At 48.5% G+C, this 15862-nt stretch carries 14 protein-coding genes and 1 tRNA gene; 7 read left to right on the plus strand and 8 right to left on the minus strand.

The window, feature by feature from the left end; translation table 11 throughout:
• Nucleotides 1-51 precede the first annotated feature (51 nt).
• The 8 genes from EHO61_RS13545 to EHO61_RS13580 all read right to left on the minus strand — a co-directional run bounded on the left by EHO61_RS13545 (nt 52) and on the right by EHO61_RS13580 (nt 7195).
• Complete coding sequence (locus EHO61_RS13545; RefSeq protein WP_135814090.1) at nt 52-1929, minus strand: alpha/beta hydrolase; 1878 nt, start codon at nt 1927-1929, stop codon at nt 52-54.
• Nucleotides 1930-2286: 357 nt separating this feature from the next.
• Nucleotides 2287-2360: transfer RNA gene (locus EHO61_RS13550), tRNA-Ile, on the minus strand.
• Between the two features lie 50 nt (nt 2361-2410).
• The gene (locus tag EHO61_RS13555) at nt 2411-2914 is read right to left on the minus strand and encodes a hypothetical protein (RefSeq protein ID WP_135814091.1); all 504 of its coding nucleotides are present in this window, start codon (nt 2912-2914) and stop codon (nt 2411-2413) included.
• A complete protein-coding gene (locus EHO61_RS13560; protein WP_135814092.1) occupies nt 2911-3408 on the minus strand; it encodes an LIC_11959 family protein in 498 nt (165 codons plus the stop codon). The genes EHO61_RS13555 and EHO61_RS13560 overlap by 4 nt, the downstream gene beginning before the upstream one ends.
• A 1-nt stretch (nt 3409) precedes the next feature.
• A complete protein-coding gene (locus EHO61_RS13565) occupies nt 3410-4753 on the minus strand; it encodes a HEAT repeat domain-containing protein (RefSeq protein ID WP_135814093.1) in 1344 nt (447 codons plus the stop codon).
• Nucleotides 4689-5177 carry a response regulator gene (locus EHO61_RS13570; protein ID WP_135814094.1) on the minus strand — a complete coding sequence of 163 codons (489 nt, stop codon included), beginning with the start codon at nt 5175-5177 and terminating at the stop codon, nt 4689-4691. The genes EHO61_RS13565 and EHO61_RS13570 overlap by 65 nt, the downstream gene beginning before the upstream one ends.
• A gap of 110 nt (nt 5178-5287) precedes the next feature.
• Nucleotides 5288-6412: a 6-hydroxymethylpterin diphosphokinase MptE-like protein gene (locus tag EHO61_RS13575; RefSeq protein ID WP_246032132.1), complete on the minus strand. Its 1125-nt coding sequence runs from the start codon at nt 6410-6412 to the stop codon at nt 5288-5290.
• Between the two features lie 249 nt (nt 6413-6661).
• Nucleotides 6662-7195, minus strand: coding sequence for a DNA primase (locus EHO61_RS13580; RefSeq protein WP_135814096.1), 534 nt, complete (start codon nt 7193-7195; stop codon nt 6662-6664).
• Between the two features lie 88 nt (nt 7196-7283).
• Here EHO61_RS13580 and EHO61_RS13585 point away from each other — a divergent pair, with 88 nt between their 5' ends.
• From EHO61_RS13585 to EHO61_RS13620, 7 genes are all read left to right on the plus strand, one after another.
• Entirely contained in the window at nt 7284-7913 is a 630-nt protein-coding gene (locus EHO61_RS13585; protein WP_135814097.1) for a TlpA family protein disulfide reductase, read from the plus strand.
• Entirely contained in the window at nt 7910-8602 is a 693-nt protein-coding gene (locus EHO61_RS13590; RefSeq protein WP_135814098.1) for a type 1 glutamine amidotransferase, read from the plus strand. Before EHO61_RS13585 ends, EHO61_RS13590 begins: the two co-directional genes overlap by 4 nt.
• A 71-nt stretch (nt 8603-8673) precedes the next feature.
• A complete protein-coding gene (secA, locus tag EHO61_RS13595; protein ID WP_135814099.1) occupies nt 8674-11403 on the plus strand; it encodes a preprotein translocase subunit SecA in 2730 nt (909 codons plus the stop codon).
• Entirely contained in the window at nt 11400-11876 is a 477-nt protein-coding gene (locus EHO61_RS13600; protein WP_135814100.1) for a hypothetical protein, read from the plus strand. Before secA ends, EHO61_RS13600 begins: the two co-directional genes overlap by 4 nt.
• 603 nt (nt 11877-12479) lie before the next feature.
• The gene (locus EHO61_RS13610) at nt 12480-13904 is read left to right on the plus strand and encodes a TolC family protein (protein ID WP_246032133.1); all 1425 of its coding nucleotides are present in this window, start codon (nt 12480-12482) and stop codon (nt 13902-13904) included.
• Nucleotides 13905-13914: 10 nt separating this feature from the next.
• On the plus strand, nt 13915-14916 hold the full coding sequence (locus EHO61_RS13615; protein WP_135814102.1) for an efflux RND transporter periplasmic adaptor subunit: 1002 nt from the start codon (nt 13915-13917) through the stop codon (nt 14914-14916).
• Between the two features lie 4 nt (nt 14917-14920).
• Entirely contained in the window at nt 14921-15655 is a 735-nt protein-coding gene (locus EHO61_RS13620) for a hypothetical protein (protein WP_135814239.1), read from the plus strand.
• The last annotated feature ends 207 nt before the right edge of the window (nt 15656-15862 follow it).

Below are 15862 nucleotides of genomic sequence, written 5' to 3' on the forward strand. Positions count from 1 at the left end.
TTAGACCCTATCTTTCGATTTCCGAAATGTCAAGCCTTCTAAACCGACGGTTCAGGTCGAGTCTAATCTTCGGATCCAAGAATCGATTTCGGAGCACATTTCTCTGACCACGGGCATGTGGAAAACGATTCCCAGGTGTCCCTGTTCGTAGGAAAGAATCTGGTTTTTTTCGTGCGGAAGAGCCGCGAGATCCGCCTTGATAGTTTCGCTCGGAACGACTTTGTCCAAAGAACCTAAAATCGAAAGCAAAGGAATTTTGAGATTCTTTTGTAAAGCGGTATAGTCCAGATTTCCGTCGTACGAAAGAAAAGAATGGTCCTGGCTAAGTTGGGATCTGAGGAATTGCAATACTACTTTGGTGGATTCCTCACAAAAGATATCTTCTATCAGAAAATACCATTCCGGAGGAGAAATCTGTCTGTAACCTACGAAGTCCCGAAGATTTACGACCTTCGTGTGGAGGTCGAAGGACACGGCTCGGAGAGAGGAATGTAATCCCAGGAGGAATTTGAAGAATTTGTTCAGGTCCACTGTGGGAAGAGTCGTTTGGAGAGAAAAGGAAGTCAGGTCGAACAGGAAATCGGAAATGGTTTTGGAAGGAACCAGTTTCAAGCCCATTTTCAAAACATCCAGACCCGGAATTTGGGCTTGGAGACGGATGAAGTTCGGGGAGGTGATGGAGACGATTCCGGAAAGGATCTCCTCCGGTTTGGGAAGAGGCAGAGGGGAACCCTTTCTTTTCCGGACGATTTCCTCGTACGCCGCCGCGTAAAAACGGGGGATCATTCCTCCCATGCTATGGCCGACTGCGACCAGTTTCTCATTCGGGAAGTTTTCCTGAATCCATTGCAGCACCGCCGGAAAATCTTCCTGGATGAAATCGTCTACGGTCCAACCTTCCCTGATACCGAACGTAGGGAGGGTGCGTCTCGATCGGCCTCTCATATCCATCGAAAATACTCTGTATCCGTGCTTTAGGGCCAGCTCCCTGGCCACTTTGTCCATTACGGATCGCCTGCAGAAGAAGCCGGGAATCAGAAGTAGATTTTTTCCGGTATCGTTTTTATCCTTGGGCTCGAAACGCTTCAGGCTAACGGAAAAGCCGTCTCCGGACGGAATGATATAGCTGGCATCCAATCGATAAGATCGATGGTACGTATGAGAATCGAACACGATCGTAGTTACCGGATCGTTTTGTCCGTAGCCTCTCGTGTAAAAAAGGTTTTTGGCTCGGGAATTCAGGTCGGATTTTTCGATATTCTTACGAGCATAATAAGGATCTCCTTTGGATCCCATTTCCTTGGAGATCACGAAGTCGATGACATCGTATAAGGAATAAAGCTGCTGGCGTACTTCTTCCTCCTGGTCTTCGGTCATATTGTCCCTGCGGATTCCCCAGAGCATTCCGATCGGAAAGCCCTTTACGAAGAGTGGAATTCCGGCGGCGTAATTCATGGTCTCGGTTAAAAGTTTTTTTAAGTTGGGGTGGATCCTTTCATCGTGCAGGCTGTGAAAATAGACTTCCGGCCTGGCCTTTTTTTCCACGGAGAGAATCGCTTCCCTCAAATATCTGGCGGAAAGATTTCCCGCATCCTGTATAGAAATCGGAATCGTATTTCTGATGAATTCCTCTATGCTCTGGAGACCGACACGATCGGCCACCTCTTTCATTTTAAAGTGGGTGGCGGAAGCGACGATCTTCAGGTTTTTTCCTTGGATGGCTTCGAAGATCGCGTATTGAAAAACCGGTTTTCCGTTCGGCAGAGTCATCGCCACCATCTTATTCACGAAGGAGTTCCAGACTTTTTGCAGGAAGGCGCTCGTTGCATCCGTTAACGGAAAAACGTAAATATCGTCAGGATTGACGGTGTAACCGCCGCCTTTCCTGCGGGTTTTGGGGCTGACCTTTTTCACTACGGTCTGTTCCATACGACTAATTTTTTAATTCAGGTCCTTTCTGCGCAATCTGGATTCGTATTCGAAACTAATCCTTTTGGGGGAGAGATAGAGTTTTTTAGGAAAAAAGATTTTTATCGTTTTAGACTCGAGAACACGGTGGGAGAAAGAAGGTGACTTGCCGCTACGCAGTCGCCCGTCATGGTCGACTTAGCTCCACGGCGTCTTTATAATTGCTTGGGCTTGAGAAGGACTTGAAGCTGTAACCCGGGGATTTGAGTTGCAGCTAAAAACCAAACTAAGATAAAAAAATCTGGGCTTGAGAAGGACTTGAACCTGTAACCCGGGGATTTGAGTTGCAGCTAAAAACCAAACTAATATAAAAAAATCTGGGCCCAGAAGGACTTGAACCTTCGACCCGCAGATTATGAGTCTGCCGCTCTAACCAACTGAGCTATAGGCCCGACCGATCCAGTTTTTTCGGAAGGCAAAGCCTTTCAAGTCATTTCGGAGTTTATTTGGGAGAGGATATGTATCTTTCCGGAGATCCGAATCGTTCGCTTAAATCCTGCCGTTCCCGGTACATGGCCACATATACGGTATAAGCCGAATCTCCTCGTCGGATCAAAAAGAAATAGATTCTGAGCGGATTCCCACCCGACACATCCTCTTTTGTCCAACGTAGGATCTCCGCGCCGCCGACGGAAAACGTTTCCGCCGGTTTTTCCGGAAAAACGCTTAATACGGACTCTTTGACTTTTTCGAATTCTGCGACCCTGTCCAATTTTCTCCAGATCAGAATCCAAGGTCGATCCTTTAACGGAACCGCTCTCCATCTCTTTCTGGATTCCGTGCGTACCAGAGCTTTTTCCGGAAAAGATATCGTGAGAAAATTCTCCCTGAAAATCTCGTCCTGCTCGTATACTTTTTGGTCCGGATCAAGGGGTACGGAAAATAACCCGAGCGGAAGAAGAAAGAATATTATAAAAACTGCGGATATAGTCGCGGTTCCATTCAAAATAGGATCTCCTCGACGATGAGTTCCTTGTAGGACTTCAACCTAAATACGGGAATGGACTGTTTTTCCTTTTTGTCGGCAAGAGAATCCTCTCCCTTCTTTTTGAATCTTCGGACCACCTTATTTTCAAAAACGAAAACGCCAACGTATTCTCCCGAAACCTCGTATGCGGCCCCGTTCGAGAGTCTGGATACGTACTTTCGTAACCTTCGATCGAATTTGTTTTCCCTATATTGGTAATAGAACGTATGTCCGTTCCAGTCGTAAAACACCGCGTAATTTCCCTCAGTGCCTTGGAAAAACAGTCGGATGTTTTCGGGGAAATTCGGATTCCCTTCGCTCAAAGCCGATTTTAAATCGGAAGACCGGGGGGACTCTAGAGGAATCGTTCCCCGATATGTATTCGCTGCGGGCTCGCCGACCAGTTCGGCGGAGAAAATCGTTAAGGCGGCGAAATACAACGCCCCCGCGAGTTTCCGCCGGAACCCGAACATTCTATTGGTCCTCTAAGTCCTCGGACTCGCCGCTACCGCCTTGGGGAGCGGCATCCGGTTTTTTATCAGAGGAAGAGGGCGACTGGGACTGGGAACCTGCGTCCGTTCTCGCGGGAGATTCTTCCTTGGAGGAAGAAGGTCGGCGAGTATTGTAGCGTTTGATGCCGGAAGGCTCGCGAGATTTCTCGGCGGCGGGCGGGACGAAGTCGGGAGAAATCTTTTTCTTAAGTTGGTTCAAGGCGTTCTGCGCCGCCCGTTTTACTTTTTCACTAGGATCCCTTTGCGCCTTGTATTCCAGAATTTCTAGGACGGCCGGGTCTTCCGTTTCCGCCAAATGTTTGATTGCCCGTAAGCGAACCACGGCGTCGTCGTCTCTAGCCAAGGAATATAATTCTTCTATAATGTCCTTGTCTCCTAACGAAACTAGGGCGGTGATGATATGGATTTTTAAGGCCTGGTAATCCTGGACGTCCGTTTTGGACTTTAGATTCCGAATCTTGGTCAATAACTCCGTCATAGGTTGGATCGCGTCTTTCGACTTCATTTTTCCGAGGGCATTGACGCTGTAAGCCCGGATCGTGATCGGCTCCTTGTCGTCCTTAAACGTCGAGATTAGCAGGCTTTCCACGGATCCGTTTTTTATTTTTCCGAAATACAGAGCGGTCTGGGCGCGGAGTTCGGGGTCGTTGAATTTTTCCTGGAATCTGGACTCCAATACCTGAAAAGCGTCGGTCGCTTCGGGGAATTCCGCTAACGTATCTATGAGGGCGATCGTATAATTCGAATTTTTGGTAAAGTCCTGTGCTTTTAAGAGTTCGGTCAAAGTAGGGATCGCGGACTTGAACTTGAGTTTTTTGGTTACGTAGACCGCCTCTTTGGATATCTCTTGCTGGTCGTTTTTTAAGAGACCGACGATCTTGTCCTCGAAATTGGTAAGTTCCAGGGTTCCGCAGATGCGTAGCGCATAGATGCGCATGGACCAATCCGGATCCTTGGAAAGAATGACGCCTACGAGGTCGTAGAGTTCCCCCGCTTCTTCCTTAGGAAAATCCTCTAGTTCCCGGAGAGCGCCGGCCCGTTCTTTCGTAGTTCCGTATTTTAAGATTTGAAGAAGTACTTCCTTCTTCTTTTTGATTTGTTCCGCGGTGTATTTCGGCTTGGGAGGTTCTTTGGCGCCCGCTTCTGCTTGGGAGACGAAGAGTAAAGCCAGGGATGCGACGAGTGCAAGGAAGAAATTCCGGAAGAAAACGGAAGTGTCGGTACCTCTGCGTCCTTTTCCTTCAGTCGGTCTGTTGGAGTTTTCGATTCTCTTCTTCGAGTTCCTTGATTCTGCGGTTGAGTTCATTGACAAGATGTTGGTTCTCCAGATTTTGACGGAACTTCTCGATCAAGGACCGAATGTCCCTGCTGAGGTCCTCGATATTCCAGGGCTTTTCCACGTACCTACTTAGCCCTCCGAAATTTATGGCATGGATGGCCGAATCCAGACCGGCTTGTCCGGTCAGTAGGATCTTGATCGAATCGGGAGACTTTTTGTGGACAGCCTCCAGAAAATCGGCGCCTTTCATCCCGGGCATGACTTGGTCCGTGATAATGACTTCTATCACGAAACCCGAATTCTGGATTTCCTCCAAAAGAGCTAAGGCTTCCTCCGCGCTCCTCGCGGTTTCGATTTCATGGGTCTTTCCGAATTCGTTGTGTAGCTGCTCTTGGAGTGTTTCCAGAACCGATACTTCATCATCGACACAAATAATATAACCTTTATTCATATTCCTAAGACCTGGGGGACGAGTCGATTTCCCGGAACTATAGAATTTTGGAGACTATTCCAAGAATGTCAATAAGAAGAATTCGTAAAAGAGTTCCGAGTCGGGAATCTCTAAACCGTTCCGTCTAGAATCCGACTTTGTCTCTCTAAAATGGAACGGACTTCGGAAGGAAATTCCGCCAGGATTTCGTCCGCTTTTCTCCAGAAATTTCCCGTCCCCGGAAATTTCGGAGGGGCTCCGGAAAGAGCGAGCTTCCAGTCCGAAGAAACTTCCGTCTCTTTCGGTACGCTTTGGAGAAAGGGAAGGGGACTCCATTCTTCCCAGAGTCCGAGTACCGCTTTTCTACGTTCCCATTTTTTTTCCGAAACGTATCTTCTTCGAAACATACTTTCCTTTCTTTCCAAAAAGAAGCGGTCGTATCTTTCGTAACCCGTTCCTCTGCAATGGGTTTTTCCCGATTCTCTCCGAAAGTCGAAACCTTTTGCAATGCAAGATCCGAAACCGAAGGCTTCGAAAACCGAAACCGCCATTCCGGCAAGATTCAAAGTGGGGTTTTCCAGAAGAGGGCTGGAAGAAAAGAATGCCGAGCGGGAAAATTGGTCCAAGGGATGAGTGGAAAAATACAACCACTTCGGATTCGGTAGGTCGAAAATCCTGGCGGACCCTCCGAGCCAGGTGATCACTGGGATTTCAGGAGGAAAATCCGAAGGAAAATGAAATCCGGTTCCTCTTCCACTATCCAAGGAAAGCACGGCATCGGGGAAGATTTTCCGGGAAAGCAGAAAGCCTAGACTCGCGTCCGAAGAGAGCAGAAAGACTTTGGACCGGTTTTCTATTAGCCAATCTTCTTCCGCTTCCAGATTCGGGGAGGCTCCTGCAAAGCAACCCACTTCCTTTGGCCGAACCGGCAATTTCCGAGAAATCCAGCGGTACGAATCCGGACGATCCTTGTACATTCTAGTATGCCGAAAATAGTTGTGCACCCAGAGTCTGCCGAATTCCGTTTTTGCTTTTCGGTTTTCGTCCTGGGGAGAGAAGTTTCTGAAAGTTTCCAAAATCTCCCGGGAAAGCTCGGGAAATTTGCGCGCATAGGTAGGATGGAGACATAATTTTATCGATTTGGTCCCCGGCGGTAGCCAGTCGGATTTTGGAAGGCTCAGGAAATTCTTCCAACCGTAGCAGATCGGAATTTCGCCGATTTCTTCCTGGAGATGCTCCTCTAGGAGGGGTTCCAACTCGGATAAAGGTTCTAAGCAAAATACGGGAACAGTAAAGGAGATGGATTGTAGGTACGGGCGGACATGGTAACCGCAGCCGATTCCAATAAATAGAACAAGTTCTTGGTTGTGGGACGGGGGAGGAAAAGAATGGGCAATGCGTTCGCCTTCTTTTCTGGGATTTTGTTGGGAGTGGAGGTGAAAGGAGGAATGCTCCTCCTTTAGATTCAGTTCGCCGTCTGGATTTCGGACAACGAGAAAAATAGGTTACTCTTCCTCGTCTTCGGTTTCTTCCTCTTCGTCCTCTTCTTCTTCCTCATCGTCAGAATCGTTATCTTCTTCGTCCTCATCCTCGTCGTCATCGAAGGAATCGTCTCCTTCCTCTCCATCTTCCATGTCCATAAACGGTTTTGGAGTCTCTTCCGGAATGAAATCTTCCTCGGTATCTTCTTCCGAGATCGGGGCTTGGGGGGCTTCGAAAAGTCCGTTGAATTTAGAATATGCCGGGTCGGAAATTCTGGTTTCCTGCTCGATGGCAGCCCTTTCTTCCTTGGTGACGTATTTGTATTGGACGTCCTCGCTGGCTAGAGCGAACATTGCCTGAACCGCTAATTTTCTGCCTTTGATTTTCTTAGGCAGTTCCAGTCGATCGAGCCTGTCCAGAATTTGGAATCCGGCTACGGCTCTTTCATACTTGTTTTTCTTAGCCAGTTCGATGAGAGTCACAATGTCGAATTCAGAATTCGGATGCTGGGTCATTTTTTGTTCCTGAGAAGGGATAGCAGGCGAAGATTTTACCATCTTCTTCTGTTTCCTCTGCTTGTCAACACCTTATGTCTTCGTTTATTCCTTGAATTTCCCGGTGAACCTCCGATTTTGGTAAACGCCCATGGATTCCCCGGCAAACCCCGATTCCAGGCCAAACTCCCCCGGATTTCTTTCCCGGTTTTGTTTTGGTCTATTTTTATCTTTTTTCGTCGGCCTTGCGTCTTGTGCGCCCTCAGAACAATCCAATCTTGGGGTTCAGGCGTTCGAGGGTCTAACTTTGGACGACAAACCGGTGAGACTCTCCGAAGTTTCTGCGGACCGGATCGCGCTGAACGTATATGGACCGAATTGTGTACCTTGCATCAAGGAAGTTCCCGTTCTCAATCACCTCTATTCGGAATTGGAAGGGAATCCTAGGATCAAGTTTTATATGGTCGTCGACCCGACCGTGTTCGTGGACAATCCGGAGCAGATGACGGAAGAAGAAATCATCCGGGAGGCCAAAGTCCAAATGGGTTCTGAAATTCGGAAATACGGAATCAAACTTCCGGTTTTGATCATGAAGAAACCGTTTCGTATTTCCAGAAACCAAGGACTGGTGACCGGGACTCCGGAAACTCTGCTCTTCAAAACCAAACCTTTGGTCTTGTATTATAATTTTATCGGGCCGATTAGCGAGGAATCCGATTCTTCCGCGATCCAAAAGGATCGGAAAGTGATGTTCTTTAAAAGGATGGTGGGATCCTCATGAGATGCTTGGTCGTTCGTTTTAAGGATTGCGAAGGTCCGGGAACCCTCCTCGATTGCCTCCGAGATAGAAATTATCGAATCACCTATCACAATGCGTACGATCCGCACGTGCATCTTTTGCCGGACGCCCACCAAGTCTTCGATTTGGTGGTGTTTCTCGGCGGTCCACAAACGGTACACGATCCGGCGCAAGAGTCTTTTTTTTCTCCCTGGTTGGAGCTCGCTTCCCATCTGGTCCGTATGGAAAATCGGAAAGTCATCGGGATTTGTTTGGGTTCTCAGATTCTCGCTAAGGTGTTAGGAGCGAAAGTCTATACCGGAGCCAAGGGACCCGAAGTAGGTTTTTCCGATGTCCGCCTCGTAAACGGATCGCATTCCCGTTTTTCCAAATTGAACGGAAAAACGTCCTTTCCCGCTTTTCATTTGCACGAGGATGTCTTCGATCTTCCTCCCGGTGCGGAGCTAGTCTTGGAAGGGAAGGAATATCCGAACCAGATGTTTTCTTGGAAAGATCGGGTTTTCGGGATCCAATGCCATTTGGAAGTCACGGCTCCCATGTTCGAAGTTTGGAAAAACGTGCATTCCGAATTCATCCGAAAGGCAGGTTGGAAACCTGGACCGGAAGTCGGACTTCAGAGGTCTCAAATGGAAGAGGCCGGTAGGATCCTCTTCGAAGGAATCCTGGAGTAGGACGGGACTTTCCTAAGCTCTATATCGCAATATTCTGCTATGATTTCGAAACAAAAAAAAACGGTGCGTACATGATACAGAAAGTTCTGAAAGTCATCTTCGGAAGCAAATATGAAAGGGACCTAAAACGTCTAATTCCGATCGTCCAAAAGATCAACGAATGGGAGGAATCCATCCGCAAGTTGAGCGATTCGGAACTTTCGGACCAGACGCGCAAGTTTAGAGAGCGTCTTTCCCAAGGTCAGACCTTGGACGATATCCTTCCCGAAGCGTTTGCGACGGTCCGCGAGGCTTCCTTGAGAAAGTTGGGGATGCGTCACTTCGACGTTCAGATGATGGGCGGTATCGCGCTGCATTGGGGAAATATCGCCGAGATGAAGACGGGAGAAGGAAAAACTCTGACCTCCACTCTCGCGGTCTATCTCAACGCTTTGGCGGGAAAAGGCGTTCACGTAGTCACCGTAAACGATTACTTGGCCAGACGGGACGCCCTATGGATGAAACCAATTTACGATTTTCTGGATTTGAGAGTCGGAATTATCCAGCACGACATGGATCACGACGACAGGCAAAAGTCGTATTCCGCGGACATCACTTACGGAACCAATAACGAATACGGATTCGATTATCTGCGGGACAATATGGTTTCCCACATCGATCATAAGGTCCAAAGAGGTCACTTCTTTGCGATCGTGGACGAGGTGGACTCGATCTTGATCGACGAGGCCAGGACTCCTCTGATCATCTCCGGACCTTCCGACGAATCCACGGACAAATACGTACGTATCGATCGGATCATTCCGAAATTGTCGGAAGGGGAAGATTACGAAAAGGACGAAAAGGCCAAAAATACCCTTCTCACTGAAAAGGGTGTGGCCCACGTGGAACAAATCCTAGGAATCGAAAATCTGTACGCTCCTCAAAACGTGGACCTGGTCCACCATGTTCACCAGGCTTTGAAAGCTCATAAGATCTTCCAAAAAGACGTGGATTACGTGGTCCAAGGCGGAGAAGTGATCATCGTGGACGAGTTCACGGGAAGATTGATGTCGGGACGCAGGTATTCCGACGGGCTTCACCAAGCGTTGGAAGCGAAAGAGGGAGTTCCCATCGCGAGAGAATCCCAAACGTTAGCTAGTATCACGTTCCAGAATTATTTCCGTCTGTACGAAAAATTATCCGGAATGACGGGAACCGCGGATACGGAAGCGGAGGAATTCCATAAGATCTACAACTTGGACGTGATCGTTATTCCGCCGAATGTGACCGTTCAGAGGAAGGATTTTGCCGATCGCGTATATAGGACCGAGAAAGAAAAATTCAACGCAATTCTGAATGAAATCAAGGAATGCCAATCCAAGAAGCAGCCGGTATTGGTGGGTACGATTTCGATCGAAAAATCGGAAGCGCTTTCGAGGCTTTTGACCCAGTCGGGAATTTCGCATAACGTATTGAACGCCAAGTTCCACGAAAAGGAAGCGGAGATCGTCGCGAATGCCGGTAAACCGGGCGCGGTTACGATCGCCACGAACATGGCCGGAAGGGGAACGGACATCGTCTTGGGAGGGGCCCAACTCTTCAAGGAAAGCCTCGAGTCCTGGGACGAAACCGATTCCACGGTGATCGAATTTAAAGAGGGGACTCTACGCTCCAATTTCGAAAAGGCGGAATCCCTGGTGGACAAATTGGATTCCCAAGGTAAAAAGAACAAGGCCAAGGAAATCCTCACGTCCGCTAAGATTTGGAAAAAGAATCACGACGAAGTCTTGGAAGCCGGAGGACTACATATTCTCGGAACGGAAAGGCACGAGGCCAGGAGGATCGACAACCAGTTAAGGGGTCGTTCCGGTCGGCAGGGGGATCCCGGTTCCAGTCGTTTCTACCTTTCCCTACAGGACGACCTGATGCGTATTTTCGGATCGGATCGGATTTCGGGTATTATGGAAAGGCTCAAAATGCCGGAGGGCCAGGAAATCGAACATACCATGGTTTCCAACGCCATCGCGAGGGCGCAAAAGCGGGTAGAGGGCCACAACTTCGATATACGCAAGCACTTACTGGAATACGACGACGTGATGAACCGTCAGCGGATCGTCATCTACAAGATGAGAAACGAAGTGCTGGAAGGCGGAGACGTCACCGGACTCGTTAAAGGTTTTCTGGACGAAATCATCGAATCCCAAGTGGTCGCCACTTGTGAAGGCGGAAATCCGAACGGTTGGGAATGGGGGACGCTCCAGGAATGGTTTATCGGACTCGGTCTTCGTTGGGAGATAGACCCTGCCACGGTGTCTAAGTCAAAAAATCCGCAGTTGTTCCTATTTAATTCGTTAAACGAATCCGCGCAGAGTTTTTACCAGGAGAAAGCCGATCGCATCGGTCCGGATGTCTGGAAGGTTCTGGAGAGAAATATCTTTTTGGACATTCTAGACCATCGTTGGAAGGAACATCTTTACGCGATGGACCATTTGAGGGAAGGAATTTGGACCGTAGGTTACGGAGAAAAAAATCCCCTCGTAGAATATAAACTGCAAGGATTCAGACTTTTCGATCAGGCGATCGAGAATATGAAATACGAGATCGTAGGCTTTTTGATCCGGGTAGAAGTGACCGAAAAAACCCAGATCCCGGAAGAGAAGAAGGAATACAAGAAGGTCGGTGAGGAACTGACCGGAGGATTCCAGGAATTGCAGGGAGCCAAAAAAACCGATAGAAGTTCTTCTTCTTCGGCCCCGCCCCTGCCTGTAGCTTCCGGCGGAGGAAGTTCCGAGCGGAAAACGAGTAGGAGGAAACGAAAATGAGATTCTTGTCACTGGCGATCCTGCTTTCGACCTTACTTTTCCGTTGCTCTTTGGTACCGGGCACGGGAAGGGAGGCCAAAACCCCGAAGCAACTCTTCGAAGAATGCATGAGTACGTTTTCGGACGAAGCGAAATGTAAGAATTTCGTTCTGAAGTCCATTCCGGATGCGGATATCGACCTTCTGGGAAAACAACCCGAACTTGCGGACGAGGCCAAAGCGAAGCTAAGAATCCGTTCCGAACTGGTCCATTCCCTTTTGTACCAGAACCAATTGTACGTGAAGAATCAGATCGGAGAACCTGATGAAAAAATGACAATCAACAATTGGGCTCCCGGAATGGAGGAATGGGTCTATTTCCGTCCCATTTGCAAATACGCAGAAGGTTCCCGGCCGGATAAGGAAATTCGGATCCGTTTCCAAAGAGGTGCCGTGGTTAAGGTTTTACATACACCTCCGGATCCTTTGCGCTGATCCAAAAGATCTAAGTTTTCTCTTCCTCCGACTCGGGCAGGGAAACGGATAAGAGATCATAATTTTTTAAACTGTTCTCCTTGACAAAAGGAACGCACATTATTCCCTGGCCTTATAGTGCGGCGCGCGTTGTACATTTTACTAGTCCTTGTCCAAGTTGCACTAGTACTTTTTTCTTCCTCCATCGATCTGATCGACCAAGGAGAAGCATCCCGTATTTCCAGCGTAGCCCTAAAGAAAGGAAGTCCGGTAGTCTTTCTGGAATCGGACTTAACGGGTTCAGATCCTCTTTTTTTTGCACCCGCTCGGGAAAGAGACAGTAGACCTGTCGAGTTATTGTCCGAAGGACCTTCTTTCTTCCCGTGGATTCCTCCTGTGTTCCTCTCCGGGCATTTCTTTTCGCACGAAAAAACCTGGGCAAAGAACATAGTTTCTTTTCTTTTAACGAGCCTACCTCCTCCGGCCCTCTCTTAAATTTTACCCTAGCGCACCTGGGATTCTAGTCTCTTCGGGTAAGTGTAATTTCGCCGCCCGGATATCGATCTAAAGGTCCGCTAGTCGATTCTCTTCGATTTTATAGGACATGGAAAACCCATACATACGATGAAAACTAAAGTATTCGCACTACTTCTGATTGCCTCGACGAATGTCGACAGTTCCGAGACGAAAGAATCACAGAAATTCGTTTCGCCGAAGGAGGTTCTTGCGATCGAGGAAGGAGTGCTCCCGACAACGGATCCTAAGATCGGAAGCTCACCTGATGACAATAAAGACCTGCAGATCAAAATGCGGTTAGAGATGGCAAAAGCGGAAGAGCTCCTCTGGAAGAACAACCTTCTACTTTTGGCTGCGAAGTACAATATCGACGCCAAAAAAGCCGGAATCGAGCAGGCCGGATTGTATGCGAATCCCAGTATCTTCATCGATCAGAGTATTTTTGCCGAACCGACCCGTAGGTTTTTCGATTTTACCCGAGCCGGTCAGACGGTTTACCAGATCCAGCAATTGTTCCTGCTCGGCGGGAAGATAGACAAACGGATCCGCGTCGCGGAATTAAGCGCCAAAATGGGCGAGCAGGAATTCTACGACCTCGCTCGAGCTCTCGTGTCCAAATTGAGACGGACCTTATACTTTATCCATTATTACCGGGAAGCGATTTCGTTTTATGACGGTAGCTTGGAAGCCCTGGAAAAAACGGTCAGTTCCGCCGAACTTGCCTACAAAAGAAGGGCGATTTTGCAGGCGGAGTTACTTCGTTTGAAAGCTCTGCTCTTTTTCCTCCGTAAGGAAAGGGAAGACCTGCGCATCCGGGTGCTGGAAAAAGAGGCCGATTTACGGGTGCTGTTAAACGAAGATAAGTTCATGAGTCTGGACATCGCCTTCGAACCGGTGTTAAATCAGGAATTCGTGGAGAACATAGAGCCGGGCAAATTAAAGATTTCTGATATTTTACAGACTGCGAGACAATTCAGACCCGACTTGAAAAAGGCGGTCCAGGCCTTGAGATACGAAGAAGCAAATCTGGAATTACAGCACGCGAACGCGATTCCGGATTTGGCTTTCGGTCCTATGTACAACCGAGGAGGAACGGCCTTCCAAAACTATTGGGGGGTTACGGCCCAGTTGAACATCCCTCTGTTCGACAGGAACCAAGGGAATATTAAGGCGGCGGAAAAGTCCGTTCTGGTTCGGAAACAGGAATTAAAAAATACGATCCTGGAAGTGGAAAACGACGTCAATGTGGCCCTAGCCACCGCTAAGGCGAAGGATATGCTGTATCGTCGTTTTAGAAACACTTATACGAAAGATTACTCGGATCTTGCCCAAGATATGATCCTGAGTTACGAAAAGCGTTATATTTCAATTTTAGAATTTGCCGATTTCTTCGAAACGTATCGGTCCAGTATCGTTGAGATGCTCCGTCTCCAGACGGATAGAATGGATGCGATAGAAGGAGTGAATTACTCCGTGGGTTCCGGTGTGTTAGTGCCGAACTACAAACCTTCGACGGAATCAGGTCGGGAATAGGGTGTTGCGTATGAATATTCGTCTTTCCAGTAAGAACAAATTTTGGCTGACGTTGATCGTTTTGGCGGGAATCGGTTCCGTTGCGGCTGCTTTCCTGCACAAGGGTCCCAAAAAGATGGCTCGTCCTCCGGGGAGACCCATCGTATCCGAAAAAGGGGAGAGGGTCGAATTTAAAGAAGGAAGCCCGGGTCTACAGATCATCCGAAGCGTTACGATCGGTAAGGAAGGAGACTTCGTCAACGTAGAGGCGCCTGCGAGGCTGATCGCGACGACCTCGCCTTCCGTTTCCGGAGAAGGAGAGCCCATCATCCTCTTCGAGTCGGCGGAATTGAACGATCTATATGTGGGATACATTCATTCCAAAAACAGCTTGAGTCGCTCTCGGAAGGCTTTGGCCAGGATCCAAGACATGTTCAAACACAGGGTCGCCACCGAGAAAGATCTGGTGGAGGCCGAAACCAACGCGGATAACGACGCGGCGGAATTAGCGGAATTCGAAGGAAAGTTGCGCGCGGTAGGATTGAATCCCGCTTCCTTGAATCGCGCCGGAGCTAAAACGGCTTGGATCATGTGCGACGTTCCGGAATCTCAATTACAGAATTTGAATAAAGGAAAGAAGGTGAAAGTCAAATTCTCCTCTTTTCCGAACGAGGAATGGGGCGGCGTGGCTCAGTCTCTGGGAGACAACGTGGATCCGATCACTAGAACCGTCAAAGTGCGGATCGAGATCATGAACAACGGATATAAGTTGAAACCGGGAATGTACGCGGTCGTCAAGTTTCCGGAAGAAACCAAGGGAGATACGGTGGTTTTGCCTTTCAATTCGATCGTTACGGTCGAGGGACGGAATTACGTGTTCGTCGAGGAAGCTCCCGGGGATTTTTACAGAAGGGAAGTGACCTTGGGGATTTCTAGCCGGGAAAGAGTGAACGTGCTGGAAGGTCTGACGAAAGGCGACAGAGTCGTAGTAGAGGGAGCCATTTTGTTGAAGGGATTAAGTTTTGGGTTTTAACTCTATGCGGAATTTTTTATTCTCGATATCGATCGCTCTCATTTTGGCGACCGACGTCCGGTTCTCGCTTTTTGCCCAAACGTACGATAAAGTCGAGAAAGGATCCGAGCAGCCGGAATGGTCGCCGGATCCCGATCGAAAGACCAGGTTCGGCCAAGAAGAACCTACGATCGTGGAAACCAAGAAGGCCGGTCCGAAAATCACGAACTTTCTGGTTTACGGCGCTACGATCGGATCTCCCGGGAGTATGAACCTAAATTTAGGATATTATTATAAAGACGTAGTGTTTCGGGCTTCCGGAGGCCACTGGAGACCCCATTGGTGGGGCGGCCAGGTGGATTTAGGTTATAGTTTTTGGAAGACTCCCGTAATCACTCATAGCGTTTCGATCGTAGCCGGAAGCTATGCGGTGGATCCGTACGCTCCTCAAGTGGGTCACGGCGGTCAGAACAGATATCCTAGCGCCTTGAATGTTCCCGGTTATAACCACTGGAATCCTACCTTCGACGATCTGATCATTCGTTCCTACGTTTCCAACTTGAATCCTACTTTGGAATCTTTCCTCGAATACAAAAGCAGAGAAAACCAGAAGGTTTTCTTGAGCCAAAGATATATCGGTCTGACATACGATATTCTGCTCGGAAATTTCTTTTTGCAAGTCGGTGTGGGTGTCGGCAAGGGAAACTTTTCCAATCCTCAACTCCTTTTGCAGATGGGTTATTTCTTCGATACGAGATAAGATTTTTTAGTATCGTCTAACTCGGTTTTCTCGTTTCAGATATCTAACTTTCCAGTAAGATCGAACCCGCGTTCAGGACTTGCAACCTCGCGATTGCGTGGCCAGAGCGACCCGAGCGAAGCAAAGGAAGGGAGCCCCCACGTACACAGACGGAAATTAAAAAAGGCGCCTTTTTAAAGGGCGCCTTTTCCATAACAAGGGGAAAGG

This window comes from Leptospira fluminis, assembly GCF_004771275.1.
Lineage (GTDB): Bacteria > Spirochaetota > Leptospiria > Leptospirales > Leptospiraceae > Leptospira_B > Leptospira_B fluminis.